A 16270-nucleotide genomic window follows, 5' to 3' on the forward strand; every position below is an offset into this window, starting at 1 on the left:
ACCTCACAGTTTTGAAATGTCGAGTGGGATTTGTGTATAAGCGCCGTTCTCTTGACGCTCGTACAAGCGCAAATAAGAACTGGTGCCAGTGATTTGAATTGAATCGGCAATCGCTTCCATGGCGTCTAACCATTCCGCATCATCAATATCTAATTGGCGCAAACTCAGCACCTGGTTTACATCAATGTGGCCTTGTTTATTCACACGGAAAGCATGATCCACAAGCGCTTTAATTTGGTCGCTTGAGCCTTCCGACCAACGTTGAATGCAGGCGTCAATTTTGGTTTTGGCGGCTTGAATACGTTCATCAAAAATGCGGTGCTCACCCATAGCGCGTTGCAATTTGTAGCGGCCATCAAATGAAACCAGTGTGACGTTGCCTTTAGTGCCGCCGTAGTTCACGCCATACTCTTCAGCGGATAGGTCTACAAAGTCGGCAACCTTGTTCATGGCTCCTGCTTTAAAAGTGGCAAGGCGTTGCTGCTGGATGCGAGCTTCTTGCACTATGGTCATCACCACATCATCACGAATGAGATCAATCGCTTTGATTTGGCTCTCAGGTACTAGGTGGCTTTGTGCGTTAAAGCGGTAGCCTTCAGGCGCTTGGTTTGGGTTTTGGGTAGTCATGATCATTTCTCTTATAAGTTGGTAGGCCATGAAGCGATCAGCTCTGGCGCGTATGGGTTTAGGTGTTGAGTGATAAAAAAGGCTTCTGGTAGTTCGCTGTCGTACCAGCGAACTAAGCAACCGCTAAGCTTGGCAACATGGCTAGTCACGCGAGCACCAGCTTTGCGCTCTGTGACAGTGTGTGACTTGGTCATCAGCGACACTGGCGGCATTTCAATCGTGATGGTTGGAATGCCTAGTTTGATGTTGCAACCAATAATCGCAGCGCCTTCACGTTCTAAGCGTTCAATGGCATTGCGAACCGCGCGGCGTTTTTCGTTAAAGTGCATCATAGCTACATCCTTTCTTTCATTGCTTTAGGGGCACAATTGGGGCAATAGTGTTCATCGGTTTCAAAATCGACGAGCCAATTGGTATCATCATTGATTTCGTCATATCGAATTTCTGCGTCTGCTGGATGAGCACAATCCAATTCAAATTCGTTACAACAACCATCAGCATCACATTTCAAAATTGCTTTAAAAGTCATTTCAAATCCCCTTAATGTTTACGCTCGAAAGCCTGCGCAAAGCCCTCAGCAATTGCTTGAGCGCAACCTGACAGCAGCAACAAACTTTCTTGTAACTGCTTCTCATCAAGTAAACCGTTGGCTGATTTGATATAAGCACCTAACGTTGCAGCTACTATGTTCATTTGCTCTTCCGTAGCATTTTCAGTTAGCTCTACAGGTAACTCGATTTGAATTTGTTTAGTCGTCATGGTCTTTCCCTCACTCATTGGTTTCTAATTCTGCAAACGCAGTGCGTAAGCCTTTCTCAGTAATCTGTCCGCCTTTGGCATACATGGCCGCAAGCTTTAGGGTTTTGCTTAATAGACGTAAACCACCTGGGCGTTCGCTGATTTGGAACATCAGGCTGTTTTCGGTTTCGCCAAGAACATTCCACGCGTGGGCAATGGCGCGAACGTCGGCTTGTTTGGTCTTGTGGATGCCGCGTTTCTTGGCAATGCGTGAGAACAAACGAGCGAAGTCTTCATTGCGTCGGCCACCCGTAAGCTGGGTGTACACTTTGTTGTTACCCACTAGCACCATGCCAACGCCTGTTTCTTCTTGCAGAATGCGCAGCTCTTCTAGGGTTGGGTAATCGAGGTGGTCGGCTTCATCAATGATGATCAAACCCTCTGTACCTTTTAGGCGCTGGCGAATCACTCGCGCTAATGGGCCTTTACGACGTGGCGCTTGATCCATGCCTAGCTCCATCGCAATTTCATATAAGCATTCGGTCAGGCTTGAACGGCTTGGCGAAGCAGTCATCATCCACACGTTGTTGTTTTGCTTTTGGTAATGGCGTAGGGTTTCTGATTTGCCGACACCGGACGCGCCATAGATCACGACAATCGATTCGGTCACTTGGGCATAGGTCAAATCGTTAGTGATTTGCTGTGCTGTGGTTGTCATCACAAAGCCGGGGTTTTGGCTTGGGGTGGTTTTACGTGAATCACGTAGGCGCAACCATTTCTCAAGCTTCTCAACAATCTTGCTAGGGTCGGCTTGGTATTTGTTGTTGATGATTTGGCTTAGCGTGGCTGGCGACACGCTGATCTCTTTTGCAATTTGAGATGAAATCACGCTTCTCGATTCCACTAGAGCGCGAACTCGCATAAGCACATCGGTTTCGGTGGCTTTCGGTTGACCTAAAGTGATCACGTTTTCCATTTGTTTAGTCATAAATTGCTCCGTTTATTGGCGGTTTAAAGCTGATTTAAAGGCGGTTTTTGTTCTTCTGTTCCACAAGATACGAAAGGTTTTGCGCATAATTGGCTTCGTAGTCTTCATCCAGATCTTCATCCACATGGACTTGTGCAGCGGTGTTGCCAATGGACACAGGGCGGAATGGCTCAACCACTTTGGTTTCTGGGATGAACTCTTCTTCAAGCGGCTTCATCATGGCGGCCACTTCCAGCGCATCCATATCGGTTTGCGCTTGTGCTGCAATCTTGTTGGCTTTGGTAAATTGAGTGCGTTTGCGCTTGTGTTCGCGAGCGGCTTGAGTGTCGCCGAAGCCGACTTTCTCTAAGCATTCCGCTGTACAAATTCGCACGCCTTGTAGGGTGTAAACTTCTACGCTGTCATGCAGTTTGAGTGGGTCAAAACGTGCCACCAGTTTTTGCCCAACGTAATCAAACAGGGCTTCATGGTGGTAACGATTCTTACGGCCTTTCAAGCTGCCGCCTGCATCAAGCGTGATGGTGGCGTGTTGTTTGTTCACCGTGATGGCTTCCGCTTGTAGCATCATCAATTGCAGCTGCTCTTGAGTCGCTTTACGAATCGGTGCTTCTGCATAGCTGGCATTAAACGCATCGTTAAAGCTCATCATGCCTTGGCAAATTTCAGTGCGACGGTTTTGCTTGTTGTTGTACATCTCAACACCAGCCGCGAGCGCTTTTAGGAACTCTTCAGCATCAATCGCTTTGCTTGCGTAGTTGTCTGGCTTTGCCATCGGGTTAGGGCCTGTGTAGGCACCTGCACACAGTGGGTGTTTGTCGATCATTTCATCTAGGCCACCGACACCAAACGCACGTTCGATAGGTTTTGCCTGACCGTGACCTTTACCCAAGATCACGCTTGACCAATGCAGCTTCATACCAAGCATCGGGATGATGCCAAGTGGGTCATCTTCTTTGACTTTGAAGCGGTAACGGTTAGGAACGCCGCCCGTCATCCATTTGTTTGCCGCTGCGCGGGTGTTATCTATGGTGATTTCTTTTGGTACGCCGTAGCGCTCGCACACATCCATAAGTGATAAGCGAATGCTGTCGGTGTTTTCGCTGATGTCACAACGCCAACCCACAATTTTGCGCGAGTAGATGTCTTGCCAAAACCATGTTTTAGGACGAAGAATTTCACCGTTGAACCATCTCACGAACACGTTGTGCTGGTAGCCATCGCCATTAATCCATTCAAGGGCATGCAAGCCGTCAACACTGCGTTCTTGGCTTGGGAATAAGCTCATTAATGCGTGCTCACCTTTGCGTAGCATCACTCGTTGTTGATGTGGTACTTCATGGCGAATACGGCGGTCTAGGCTTTTTAGGCTAGGCACTTTCCAACCGTGTTGTGGGGCAGCTTCGATCAAGCGCTCGTAACAAGCGGCCATCGTTGGTTGCTCAAGACGTAAATAATCAGCCTTGAAGAAATCCCACGCAGCAGGTGTGATGTAGGCAAAGTGTTTCGATTTAATTTCAGACGCGACTTCTTTATTGCGATCAAGCAATGCAGGTGCCCAGTCTTCCGGTGCAAAATCTTTCACTTTGGAACAGGCGCGGCGTAGGCTCATTTTGCTGATCCCGAATTCATTTGAAACGGTTTCATAAGCGGCCATTTTGCCAATGCCAGAGCGCACAAGTTCGCTAACGGTCTGCACGGCTTTTAGTACACCTTGCGCTTTTTCTTGCGCACGTGTGCCAGCTTTGTTCCAACGCGCCCATAATGCTTCGCGACAGTAAGAAGTGGTTTTGGGTTTTGGTAAATCGAAAACCTGATCACCCACTTTGATTTTGCCTTCACGCTTGTAAAGCGCAGCTTGTGTGGCAAGCGGTAAAATAGAGATGTGGTATTCGAACGCTTTAGTGCCTTGGCGCTTGCGTTTGAATTCAGGATTTAGATCTCGCTGACTAAATAGGTTATTTAGTTTGGCTAAACAATTTCGCTCTAGCTTTGGCATGCCCGTCACGCCTGCTATCTCTTTGGCTGTGAAGTACATTAAGCTACTCCTTTCGTCTCAACGTCAGGGTAACGGCTCGGCCAAATATCTTCTGGTGCCATATTTAGTGCATCTGCAATTAGACGTTCACCCTTCGGCCAAGGAGCACATAAAGCATTGTTTAATGTTCCTCTGTGATACCCGTGGTGCATAGATAATTTGGCAACACTCCAGCCTTTCATTTTTAAGTGAGCAACAATCAATGCTCGTGGCATATCGGTTTTTGTTTCCATTCTTAGCCCCCAATCTGCTAGTATCTCTTTATTACTACATGCACTAAGTAACTAAACTTAGTTCGTGAAATCAATTCTTGATCTAAATATAGTTCTTGTCAACAGCTAAATTTAGATCTTTTTCTAAATTACGTTTCTTTTGAGCTAAATGTGGCTCAGGCTAGATACGACAATGGGTTTAAAGAATATGGTCGAAAAAGACTCAAATTCTTCTAACGATCCGATTGAAAACAAAGGAAATGGATCGTTATCAGAAAGAATTTTGCTTTTGATGAAAGGCAGAAGTGCGAGGCAAGTAGCTGAGGATTGGGGGATTGGAGCATCTACCGTAAATGCTTATGTCAAAAATGGATCCATTCCAAATCTAAATATAGCGCACCAAATTGCGTGCAGAGAGGGTGTTAACCTAGAGTGGTTAGCGACAGGCAGAGGCGAAATGCTAGCAATAGACGAGCCCATGAAACCTATATTCGGAATCAGTGATGTAGCAGAAAGCTATGCTACCTCTAATGAAATGCTCGAATTTTATAATGAGTTTGTTCTTATTCCTGGCTATAGAATTCAAGTCTCAGCCGGACACGGTACAAACCCTTTAGGCGGTGAAGAAGAACCATGCAGACACCTAGCGTTTAGGCGAAAATGGTTGAAGTGGCGAGGCTTTAGCGAAAAGGATTTAGCGATTGTATGGGCCAAAGGCGACAGCATGGAACCAACGATCAACAACAACGATACGCTTGTTGTGCATTTAGGCCGTACTGTTCCACAAGATGGGCACATATATGTTTTTAGAAACGGTGAGGAGCTGTTTGTGAAGCGTTACCAAAGCATGATTGGCACGTGGCGCTTAATTAGCGACAACAAAGCTTACAGCATGATGGACATCAAAAAAGAAGAGCAGCACCAGTTCCAAGTGATAGGCCAAGTGGTTCACATCGCTAAAGACCTGGGCAACTGATTTAAAAATTTAAAGGCACTTTAAAAACAAAATAAAGCCTTTCTTCAATTGTTCACTTTACTAGGGCTATCTTTCAAGATTTAAAAAAATTGTTCATTTTGAAATTTCCACCATCAACACCTAAAATACAAAAAAGGGTTTGAAGCAAATCGCCTCAAACCCTTTGTTTTTCCTAGCTTCAAACCAAATCCATCCCATTTATTCCGACCAATTCCCATCTATTCCTTATATTGTTCATTTAAATAGTCTTCATACAAGGATACAAAGGATCTGGATGTTGATAATGCTGAGCGTACAACTTTTTCTTTTCGAAGTGGTACTCTCCGGCAGGTTGATAGCCAAGTTGTACAAAGTGCTTGGCCAGTTGGGGTAACCCTAGTTTACTGCCTGAAAAAGTTCGCAGTGCAATATGGTCATTGATTAATTCATCGCTTTTTTGGCTCAATAGCATTTGAACTTTTGATGCCGAAGGACATAAGCGTTTGGCATAATCCTGCCAAAGTTGCTCAAATAATTGCTCGACCGTTACCATGGCTTCCTCTCCAATAAACATAATTCAATTAACTATAGTTCAAGTTCTATCATCTATTATTTAACGTATTAATAGCTTTCAAAAAACTCACCAAACCCAGCGTTTTTATTGAGCTAATACTCTTAAACTATCACCGGTTTTCACTAATAATAGTTCTGCGATCTCTGGTGCAAGATAAATCGCATTGCGTTCAGAATCATAAGCGGCTTTTGCTAAAGTTGCTCTAAAATCTTGCAGTTTCGTATTAGCAATAAGGTACTGCTGAGAAGAAGAGTGAGCACGCACTTCCACTTTGGTAAGAAACGATTGTTGTACCGAATGAATACGCTCACGGTCGCATTCAATCGTAGGCCCTGCATCAAAAATATCGACATAGCCGCGGCAAGAAAATCCTTCGCGTTCCAGTAACTTTAATGCAGGAGCTGTTTGTTGGTGAACCTTACCTATCACCGCTTGCGCTTCAGGACTGAGTAAGTTGACATAAATCGGCAGCTTAGGCATTAAATCAGCAATAAAGCCCTTACTACCAATGCCAGTTAAGTAATCGGCAAGCGTGAAATCAATCGAAAAGAAATGCTGTTTGAGCCATTGCCAAAAAGGAGAATTACCTTGCTCATCACTCACACCACGCATTTCAGCAATAATAGTGTCAGAAAAGCGTTCGGGGAACTGTGCCAACATAAGAAAACGGCACTTAGATAATAATCGGCCATTGAGACCTTGACGGTATTCTGGGCGTAAAAATAAAGTACACAACTCGCTGCTGCCGGTATAGTTATTACCTAAAGTCAGTACCTGTACTTCATTGCGCACTTTCAGCCGATTTGAACTGTGGACGACTTTACTGATGTGATAACTGTAGGCAGGTACATCCCAGCCAATCGATGCTTCAATACCGGTGGTACCAATAATTTCGTTGCTTTCAGTATCAACCGCCACCATAAGATAACTTTCATCTTGGCGAGTAAATTGACCGTCTTGTGAGGGTTTCACAAAGCTTTTCTGTGAGTTTTCGATACGGCGAGTCAAAATTTCTTGGTTAAGCGGTAGTGAAGTAAAACCATGGCCAGACTCTTCGGCGCAGCGATATAGAACATCATAATCAGACAATTGAATCGGTCGAACGATGATCATATTGCCTCCTTCTTTGAATTCAGAACAACTCTTTTAGATTATCAAGTCATCTGAATATAAGAGTCATAGGGCAACCTGAGCTGCCCTAGTATATAAATGGTAAAAGTTAAATAGTCGAAAAACGATTAAACTAGTGAGGCTATCGCTTGATCAAGTTTCTCCAAACCTTGTTCAATTTCTTTTTGAGTTATCACTAAAGATGGCGTAAAGCGCACCACATTAGCACCAGCGACTAACAGCAATAAGCCATGCTGCCCTGCCGCCACTAAAATATCGCGTGATCGGCCTTTCCACTCATCATTAAGTTCGGCACCGATCAGTAAACCTTTACCACGAATATCTACAAATAAACCGTACTTATCGTTTAATGCCGATAGACCTTGTTTTAACCATTGCTCGCGCTCAGCAACACCTTGTAGCACTGATGGTTGACTAATATGATTCACTACCGCTTCAGCAACCGCACACGCTAATGGGTTACCACCATAAGTTGAACCATGTACACCCGCTTTCATATGTTGGGCTAATTCAGTCGTCGTAAGCATTGCGCCAATAGGGAAACCACCGCCAAGCGATTTTGCGGTGGATAGAATATCTGGCGTCACGCCAAGTTCTTGATAAGCATAGAAGTGACCAGTTCTACCATTCCCCGTTTGCACTTCATCAAAGATCAATAACGCATGGTGTTGATCGCAAAGATCTCTTACTGATTGTACAAACTCAGGATCCGGAGAAACCACCCCACCCTCACCTTGTAAAGGCTCCATCATCACGGCACAGGTTTTATCAGATAAGTGCGCTTTTAATGCTTCAAGATCGTTATAAGGAATATGAGTAATCCCGCCCGGTTTAGGACCAAAGCCATCGGAATAGGCAGGCTGACCACCAACGGTTACCGTGAAGAAGGTACGACCATGGAAGCCTTGAGTAAAGGCGATGATTTCACTTTTTTCTTCACCATGAGTTTCTTTTGCCCAACGACGAGCCAGTTTTAATGCGGCTTCATTGGCTTCTGCGCCAGAGTTGGCAAAAAACACTTTTTCAGCAAAACTAATTTCCGTCAGTTTCTTAGCTAAACGTAATGCCGGTTCATTGGTCATGACATTACTCAAATGCCAAATTTTATTGGCTTGTTCCGTTAATGCTTCAACCATCACCGGATGGCAATGACCAAGGCAACTCACCGCAATACCACCTGCGAAATCGATGTATTCTTTTCCTTGTTGATCCCAAACCACAGAACCTTGCCCACGTACTGGAATCATTTCCATCGGGTTGTAACAAGGTACCATTACATCTTCAAACCAACTTCTTTGCACTTGCGTATCGACTGACATCCCTAATCCTCTTCGTTTATTCACCTACTATTAATCTAGCTAAGTAGATGAAACGCATCAATGACTTTTTATTTAATTATTATAAATATTTATTCAAATAAGAACATTCCTGAACAACTGATCAGGTATATACTTTAGAGGATAGTGGAATTCTAGAATAGGATAAAATCTAAATCGCAAGGTTGTGGAACAATTAACGTTTTTGTAACTTTTAGGCAGGATTTATCGCTGAAGGAAATTAGCCAAAATTTGATGACCGCCTTCGGTCTTGATCGACTCAGGGTGAAACTGCACCGCCTCTATCGGCAAGCTTTTATGCTGGTAACCCATGATTTCATTGAGCTCGCCATTGGCCAATGTGGTCCATGCGGTCAATTCAAAACACTTAGGCAAGCTGGCCGTTTCAACCACTAAAGAATGATAACGAGTTACCGTTAAAGGATTGGGTAAATCACGAAACACACTTTGTCCAGTATGAACAATGAGAGAGGTTTTGCCATGCATGACTTGTCTTGCTCTTACCACCTTTCCACCAAACGCCTGTGCGATCGCTTGATGGCCTAGGCAAACGCCTAATATTGGCAACTTACCTGCAAAATGTTGAATGGCTTCTAGCGAGATACCCGCTTCATTGGGGGTACATGGTCCCGGAGAGATCACTAAGTGGCTAGGATTAAGGGCTTCAATACCGGCGATATCAATTTCGTCGTTACGTATTACTTGTACCTTGGCCCCTAACTCACAAAAGTATTGATAGAGGTTGTAGGTAAAGGAATCGTAATTATCAATAATCAGCAGCATCTTGAGTTCTTAATACTAAATTAGAAGTGGCTATTCTGCAATAGCGACAAATAAAGGCAAGCTTCTCACACTAAAAAGTTAATCATTTTCCCTACTACAAGATGATTTCGTTCATAAAAACACCATCACTTTTCTTCAAACACGTGTTTAACTCCACATAATTTTTATCTATAACCCAATAGTTAGTGACACATATATTAATAATACGTAGGGAATAGTATCCAAAGTCATAAAAACAAAAAACCGCTGAAAATATCAACTTCAGCGGTTTTATTGGTATATCCAAATAGAATTTAGCCTCGAGGCACAAACCCTACTGCTTGGTAAGCTTTCGCTAACGTCACTGCAGCTTTTGTTGAGGCTTTTTCAGCACCAATTTTCATCACTTGATCCATATAAGTGCGGTCTTCACGAATGCGCTTGTATTCAGATTGAATCGGCTCAAGCATCGCAACGATCGCTTCACCCACATCTTTCTTAAATGGACCGTACATTTCAACCCCCGCATATTGCGCTTCAATTTCTTGATAAGTTTTACCCGTTGCTGCCGAATACAGCCCCATCAAGTTTGAAATGCCTGCTTTATTTTCCACATCATGTGCAATGCGTGGTGGCGTTTCAGCATCGGTTTGCGCTTTATTGATCTTTTTCAAAATCGACTTTGGATCTTCTAAAATGGTAATAACGTTTTTACGATTATCATCCGATTTAGACATTTTCTTAGTCGCATCTTGCAAGCTCATTACACGAGCGTTCACTTGTGGAATGTATGGCTCTGGAATTTGGAAAATTGGATTTTCAGGGCTATACACATTATTAAAGCGAGTCGCAATATCACGGGCTAACTCTAAATGCTGCTTCTGATCGTTACCGACCGGTACTTGGTGAGCACCGTACAGCAAAATATCCGCTGCCATTAATACAGGGTAAGCAAAAAGCCCAGCGTTGACATCATTGGCGTAACGCTGTGATTTATCCTTGAACTGAGTCATACGATTCAATTCGCCCATTTGGGTATAACAGTTAAGAAGCCAACCTAGTTGAGCATGTTCCGGTACATGTGACTGAACGAATAACGTGCTCTTCTTAGGATCAACACCAACCGCAAGACAAACTGCTAATGCATCTAATGTCGCTTCATACAGAGCTTTAGGATCTTGACGAACCGTAACTGCATGAAGGTCAACAACGCAATACTGGCAATCATAATCATCTTGCATTTGTTGCCATTGACGTAGAGCACCCAAGTAGTTACCAATACTCAGTTCACCAGATGGTTGAACACCACTTAATACTATGGGTTTGCTCATGTTACTTTTCCCTTACTGTCGCCCCTATTTATACTCATCATCGAATACTGGGCTGAAATTAAAAATAATGCCTGTTTATCTTTCATTCAAATTAAATGAAAGATAAACAGGCATTTCAGTTTACTGATCTAGCTCGGTTTGACTAGCGTTTTATTTCGAATAATCTCAATTATTGAGAAACACTCAGTACATCTAACATCTCAGCAATGTTATCTGCAACGTAGTCTGGTGATGAGTCAGAAATGGGCTCACCGTGGTTGTAACCATAAGTCAGAGCAAAACTATGACAACCGGCATTTTTTGCAGCTAATACATCATTTTTAGAATCACCGACCATCAACATTTGTTGTGCACTTACTTGATGCTTATCGAGCAACCAATTGAGCGCCATTGGATCAGGCTTTTTATTAGGGAAGTCATCGCCACCAATCACATCGACAAACAGATCGGCAATGCCATGCTGCTGCAAAATATCTGGCACAAAAGCGGAAGGCTTATTAGTGACAATCGCCATTTTATAGCCACCTTGATGCAAGGCCTTCAATGTCGATGTTACATTAGAATATAAATGACTGAGTTGGTGGCCGCCTTGGTGATAATACTCATCAAAACGCACACGCGCTTGTTTCAGCAAATCCGCATCTAATGATGGATCAACCTTAATATTTTGACTTAGCGCACGACCAATCAGTATGTCAGCGCCATTACCGACCCAATCTCGAACTTGTTCTTCGGTTACCGATGGAAAACCTAAGCTTTGTACGGCTTTATCGGCAGCAACCGCCAGATCAGGTACGCTATCAAGTAACGTCCCATCTAAATCAAATGCGATTAATTGAATATCTTGCAAGGTTTTCACAGCTTCCATTTACAACACACTTCTATTAAAACAAAAAAGAAGCTTGAGTGTATCTCAAGCTTCTTTTGATATCGACCACTAGTTACAAAGTTACTTTGCTTTCGCAAGTTCTTCGCGCATTTGGTCAATCACTTGTTTGTAGTCTGGTTGATTGAAAATTGCCGAGCCTGCTACGAACATATCTGCACCCGCTTCAGCGATTTCACGGATATTATCCACCTTCACACCACCATCAATTTCAAGACGGATATTACGACCACTTGCCTCGATACGCTTACGCACTTCACGTAGTTTATCTAAAGTAGACGGAATGAAAGATTGACCGCCAAAACCTGGATTCACTGACATCAACAAAATCATATCAACTTTATCCATGATATAATCTAAGTGATGAAGCGGCGTCGCTGGGTTAAACACTACCCCTGCCTGACAACCATGTTCTTTGATTAATTGCAAAGTACGGTCAACGTGCTCAGAGGCTTCAATGTGGAAAGTGATCATCGATGCACCCGCTTTAGCAAATTCAGGCACGATGCTATCAACGGGTTTCACCATTAAGTGAACATCAATCGGTGCAGTAATCCCGTAATCACGTAGCGCTTTACAGATTGGGGCGCCAAAAGTCAGATTAGGCACATAGTGATTATCCATCACATCAAAGTGAACAACATCAGCACCCGCGGCTAATACTCTTTCGACATCTTCGCCTAAACGAGCAAAATCAGCAGAGAGGATGGATGGTGCTATCAAAAAATCTTTCATGGCTAACTCCGAGTATGGCCTAAATCTATGGGATAAAATTGGCGCAAGTTTACCCAAGCAAACGTTTATATACAAGGTGAGAGGTAGTTTACGAGTTGATGGTCACGGTATTATTGAGCGAGTTTCGTGGCTCGGGCGCTTCGCTGCTCGTAACTTAGGCAAAGACACAGAAAGAAGTGACGAGATATGTGAACACTGTACTTCGAGTTGAGAGAAAGAGCAGTAAGAGAAAAAAGAAACGAAAAGGCTGTAGCGAGAGGCGTGAATGTTTCTCTCTGTGTCGCGAGTTAACAGCAGTTTACCACGCTTTTCCTCGTTACACGCTACACGTCACTCACAACAAATTTCGAGCAACGAGAAGTGAAACGACCGAGAATCCGAGTACCGAAACTACCCCTTCGCTTCAAACAACGCCAACAACTCATCAACCTTGTTCCTGCCTGCACCATTGCGGCTGATGGTGCGCTTTACTTTTACTACATTCAACTGTGCACCTTTATATAGACGGCGAGTCAATGCAGTATCATGATTAGAAATAAGTACGGGGATATCACGATGCACTGCAGTATGTTCTGCAATACTGGCCAATTCTGCTTGATCATCTAATGAAAAACCATTGCCCGCGTAAGAAGTAAAGTTACTCGCTTGGGCTAATGGGGCATAAGGAGGGTCACAATATACGACACAACCTTTGCGCGCTCGAGCAAACGTCTGTGGGTAGCCTTCACAAACAAACGTCGCTTTCTTAGCTTTTTCAGCAAAGTTCAACATTTCATTTTCTGGGAAGTAAGGTTTTTTATAAGAACCAAAAGGCACATTAAAGCCACCTTTTTTGTTATAACGGCATAAACCATTAAAACCGAATCGATTCATATATAAGAAAGCAAGAGAGCGGAATAAGGTATCTTGGCTTTGGTTAAAGTCAGCGCGTACGCCTAGATAGACTTCTTTGCGGTTATATTCAGGTGTGAAAAAACGCTGTGCCTCTTGAATAAACAAGTCAGGTTGTTGTTTTAATAAGTTATACAGATTAATTAAGTCTGGATTGATATCAGCCAATAGGTAGTGGTCATAATCGGTATTCAAAAATACCGACCCCGCTCCGACGAAAGGCTCAACTAGCTTTCTACCTTCTGGTAGGTGATGCTGAATGTCTTCAACTAAACCGTATTTACCGCCTGCCCATTTGAGGAAAGCTCGTTGCTTCTTCATTTATTTTACTACTCATCGACCACAAGTGTTTTCACCAATCCATCAAAATTATTGATGGGCTGGGGAATGTAACATATTTCCGCGCTAGGGTCTGCGCTATTTCACTCGTTCAATTTCTTGATGAACTTGCGCTATCGATTTAGGCCACGGCTGTTCTTTTTGTAGCGCTAATGATAGTTCTTGAGCCGCATCTCGGGTTTCTTTAATACTAGCAAAGTCTTGGTAAGTCACGATATACCAAGATTGCTGATTACGTAGCGTACGGTAAACTCGAACTTGACCATTCAAGTCATACATCTTAATAAAGTTAACTGCTTCTTCTTGATTGGTTACGGCCAATAATTGCAATGTATAACGTTCAGCAGGTAATGCTAATAATGCATCATCGGCTAACGTAAGCTGATCATCTTTCAATGAACTCACCGAATTTTGAACCGATGAAGCTTGAGCGGATGTCACTTCGTCATTAGACACTTTAGCATCTTTCGGTGAATCACCATCCAACAATGCATCAACAACCTTTGAAGGAACCACCACACGTTTTTGCTCAGAATCAGACTCATCACCTACAGTTAACGTTTTATCCGTCACTGCCAGTGGTAGAGTGTCGCCTTCTTGAAATTGTTCAGCTTGCGCGCCTGATGTAATATCAGTTACTGAACTAACTGGATTTGGAAGTGTATCTGCCGAGTCTTGCTTGGCTTCATTTTGTTCAATAACATCCGTTTCCGTTTGCTGATCTTGAACTCGAGCCTGATAACTGGTCCACCAAGACCAACCACCTAATGCCAATAGAATAATAATTAAGATAATCAACGAACGCTTAACCCAGCATACCACTGGCTTTTTATGCGATTCAGATAATGCTAATAAGTTAGCAGGGTAATTAATGACAGATTGAGCAGCACGATGAATCGCTTGTTTTTTCTTATCAGAGTCAATGTGGGCGGCAGGGATGACAAGTTGATCGATAAAATTCGTCGCTTCGTTATCCGTTAACGGAGAGATCGCTATACGCTTAAATTCTGGTTTTGGATAGGTAGTTAATGATGACTCATCAATCTCGTTAGGTTTTGCAAACAAGATAACACTGATTTGCCATAAAGGATTTTGTTGTGCAGCCAGTACCAACTGAGCCAGTTCATCAAGTAAGTGTACCGTTAACCAGTTTGCGTCATCAACGATAATTGTCGCCTTGCAATCTTGGTCTTTACGAAATATTGATAAGCTCTCAAGTAACGTTTCTTCGCCAGTGCAAAAACTATCTGACAACAACTGGCCGAGTAATACGCTACGTTGCTGTTCCGCTGTTTGAGTCGGTGAACAAATTAGAAAAGATAACGTCTGAATTTTTTTATCAGTATTAAGGAAGCGTTGTGCAAGCCACGATTTACCAGAACCTTCCTCTCCTTCAACGCAGATTACGTTAGAATCCAGGCGAGTAAACATTTGCAAACCATCAAGAATGTCCGTTTGCGATTCTAATTGCACCATATGTGCATCATCATGAGTCATGCTCATTACTAGCCTCTTAAATACGTCAAAATAGGAATATTCTATAAATAGCACGCTATCAAATGAAAAATGTCAAAAAAACACATAAAAGAAGTGTTTATGAAAAATCTTACTGGCGTGGTTTAAGACTTTTCTTTCATTTTAACGGCAAGCTTCAATCGCCTGTCTAATTATTACTTCATCGGTATTTCCTAACACTTCCGATGATCCTATTCCAGTCGGTAAAATTAAGCGTAGTTGACCAGATAAAACCTTCTTATCTCGCATCATATGTTTAATAAAATGCTCATAAGTCATAGTCTCTGGTGTGTGTATAGGAAGTTTAGCTTTGACCAAAATACGTTGAATTCGTTCAACTTGCTCTAAAGTTATTAACCCTCGAAGCAAAGCAGTGTGAGCTGCCATCATGGTGCCTGCAGCAACTGCTTCACCGTGCAGCCAGTTGCCATAGCCCATTTCAGCTTCAATCGCGTGGCCATAAGTATGACCAAGGTTAAGCAAAGCACGAACACCAGATTCTTTTTCATCAGCCGCGACCACATCAGCTTTAATTTGGCAACAACGAGCAATCGCATAGCACAAAGCTTGATTATCCAACGCGACTAACTTCTCCATATTCTGTTCAAGCCACGTGAAGAAGTCACTATCAATAATAATGCCGTATTTAATGACCTCGGCCATTCCAGCAGCAAATTCTCGTTCAGGTAGAGTATCTAAACAATCGGTATCAATAATCACTGATTTAGGCTGATAAAAAGCCCCAATCATATTCTTACCGAGTGGATGATTAACTGCCGTTTTTCCACCAACTGATGAGTCAACCTGTGACAACAAGGTGGTTGGAACTTGGATAAAGTCAACACCACGCTGATAACAAGCAGCAGCAAAGCCAACTAAATCACCAATCACACCACCACCAAGCGCCACTAATACAACATCACGACTGTAATTACCTTCAAGCAGAAAACTCATAATGGTATTGAAGGTTTCCAACGATTTATATTGTTCGCCATCCGGCAGAGCGAGTAAATCAACTTGGCATTGCAGAGTCGTCAAGGTTTGAATTAAACGATCAGCATACATCGGCGCAACCGTGTCATTACTGACCACGACCACTTTTTGTTTGGCTTTTAAATGTGAGAAAAGCGCTGGATTGGTTAATAATCCAGCGCCAATAGAGATAGGATAGCTTCGCTCAGCAAGATCCACATTAATCCGTTCCATGGTTTGGG

At 43.1% G+C, this 16270-nt stretch carries 17 protein-coding genes and 1 pseudogene; 1 reads left to right on the forward strand and 17 read right to left on the reverse strand.

Annotated features, from left to right (window positions below; all coding sequences use genetic code 11):
• Window positions 1-3: 3 nt before the first annotated feature.
• The 7 genes from ACN0T8_RS09320 to ACN0T8_RS09350 are packed head-to-tail and all read right to left on the reverse strand — an operon-like array spanning window position 4 to window position 4621.
• Window positions 4-627 carry a DUF3164 family protein gene (locus ACN0T8_RS09320; protein WP_417880346.1) on the reverse strand — a complete coding sequence of 208 codons (624 nt, stop codon included), beginning with the start codon at window positions 625-627 and terminating at the stop codon, window positions 4-6.
• 11 nt (window positions 628-638) lie between these two features.
• Window positions 639-959, reverse strand: coding sequence for a hypothetical protein (locus ACN0T8_RS09325; protein ID WP_417880347.1), 321 nt, complete (start codon window positions 957-959; stop codon window positions 639-641).
• A gap of 2 nt (window positions 960-961) precedes the next feature.
• Window positions 962-1156, reverse strand: coding sequence for a hypothetical protein (locus ACN0T8_RS09330; RefSeq protein ID WP_417880348.1), 195 nt, complete (start codon window positions 1154-1156; stop codon window positions 962-964).
• Window positions 1157-1167: 11 nt separating this feature from the next.
• Window positions 1168-1386, reverse strand: a complete 219-nt coding sequence (locus tag ACN0T8_RS09335; protein WP_417880349.1) for a hypothetical protein — start codon at window positions 1384-1386, stop codon at window positions 1168-1170.
• A gap of 10 nt (window positions 1387-1396) precedes the next feature.
• Entirely contained in the window at window positions 1397-2341 is a 945-nt protein-coding gene (locus tag ACN0T8_RS09340; RefSeq protein WP_417880443.1) for an AAA family ATPase, read from the reverse strand.
• Between the two features lie 46 nt (window positions 2342-2387).
• Window positions 2388-4388 carry a transposase domain-containing protein gene (locus ACN0T8_RS09345; protein WP_417880350.1) on the reverse strand — a complete coding sequence of 667 codons (2001 nt, stop codon included), beginning with the start codon at window positions 4386-4388 and terminating at the stop codon, window positions 2388-2390.
• The gene (locus ACN0T8_RS09350; protein ID WP_417880351.1) at window positions 4388-4621 is read right to left on the reverse strand and encodes a helix-turn-helix domain-containing protein; all 234 of its coding nucleotides are present in this window, start codon (window positions 4619-4621) and stop codon (window positions 4388-4390) included. Before ACN0T8_RS09350 ends, ACN0T8_RS09345 begins: the two co-directional genes overlap by 1 nt.
• A gap of 172 nt (window positions 4622-4793) precedes the next feature.
• On the opposite strand from ACN0T8_RS09350, the gene ACN0T8_RS09355 reads away from it, so the two are divergent.
• The gene (locus tag ACN0T8_RS09355) at window positions 4794-5576 is read left to right on the forward strand and encodes a LexA family transcriptional regulator (RefSeq protein ID WP_417880352.1); all 783 of its coding nucleotides are present in this window, start codon (window positions 4794-4796) and stop codon (window positions 5574-5576) included.
• Window positions 5577-5832: 256 nt separating this feature from the next.
• On the opposite strand, the pseudogene ACN0T8_RS09360 reads toward ACN0T8_RS09355, so the two are convergent.
• From ACN0T8_RS09360 to aroB, 10 genes and pseudogenes are all read right to left on the reverse strand, one after another.
• A pseudogene (locus ACN0T8_RS09360) lies at window positions 5833-6108 on the reverse strand (2-oxoadipate dioxygenase/decarboxylase family protein); the annotation flags it as partial.
• A 105-nt stretch (window positions 6109-6213) separates the two neighbouring features.
• Entirely contained in the window at window positions 6214-7242 is a 1029-nt protein-coding gene (gene astA, locus ACN0T8_RS09365) for an arginine N-succinyltransferase (protein WP_417880353.1), read from the reverse strand.
• Window positions 7243-7367: 125 nt separating this feature from the next.
• Complete coding sequence (locus ACN0T8_RS09370) at window positions 7368-8579, reverse strand: aspartate aminotransferase family protein (RefSeq protein ID WP_417880354.1); 1212 nt, start codon at window positions 8577-8579, stop codon at window positions 7368-7370.
• A gap of 222 nt (window positions 8580-8801) precedes the next feature.
• Window positions 8802-9380 (reverse strand): aminodeoxychorismate/anthranilate synthase component II, encoded by a 579-nt coding sequence (locus ACN0T8_RS09375; RefSeq protein WP_417880355.1) that lies wholly within the window; start codon window positions 9378-9380, stop codon window positions 8802-8804.
• A gap of 293 nt (window positions 9381-9673) precedes the next feature.
• Window positions 9674-10690 (reverse strand): tryptophan--tRNA ligase, encoded by a 1017-nt coding sequence (trpS, locus tag ACN0T8_RS09380; protein ID WP_417880356.1) that lies wholly within the window; start codon window positions 10688-10690, stop codon window positions 9674-9676.
• Window positions 10691-10859: 169 nt separating this feature from the next.
• Window positions 10860-11540, reverse strand: coding sequence for a phosphoglycolate phosphatase (locus ACN0T8_RS09385; protein WP_417880444.1), 681 nt, complete (start codon window positions 11538-11540; stop codon window positions 10860-10862).
• Between the two features lie 99 nt (window positions 11541-11639).
• A complete protein-coding gene (gene rpe, locus ACN0T8_RS09390) occupies window positions 11640-12311 on the reverse strand; it encodes a ribulose-phosphate 3-epimerase (RefSeq protein ID WP_417880357.1) in 672 nt (223 codons plus the stop codon).
• A gap of 390 nt (window positions 12312-12701) precedes the next feature.
• Window positions 12702-13523, reverse strand: coding sequence for a Dam family site-specific DNA-(adenine-N6)-methyltransferase (locus ACN0T8_RS09395; protein WP_417880358.1), 822 nt, complete (start codon window positions 13521-13523; stop codon window positions 12702-12704).
• 96 nt (window positions 13524-13619) lie between these two features.
• Window positions 13620-15044: an AAA family ATPase gene (locus ACN0T8_RS09400; protein WP_417880359.1), complete on the reverse strand. Its 1425-nt coding sequence runs from the start codon at window positions 15042-15044 to the stop codon at window positions 13620-13622.
• 135 nt (window positions 15045-15179) lie between these two features.
• Window positions 15180-16262: a 3-dehydroquinate synthase gene (gene aroB, locus ACN0T8_RS09405; protein WP_417880360.1), complete on the reverse strand. Its 1083-nt coding sequence runs from the start codon at window positions 16260-16262 to the stop codon at window positions 15180-15182.
• Window positions 16263-16270 lie beyond the last annotated feature (8 nt).

The sequence above is a fragment of the Vibrio sp. genome (assembly GCF_048266485.1).
Classification (GTDB): Bacteria; Pseudomonadota; Gammaproteobacteria; order Enterobacterales; family Vibrionaceae; genus Vibrio.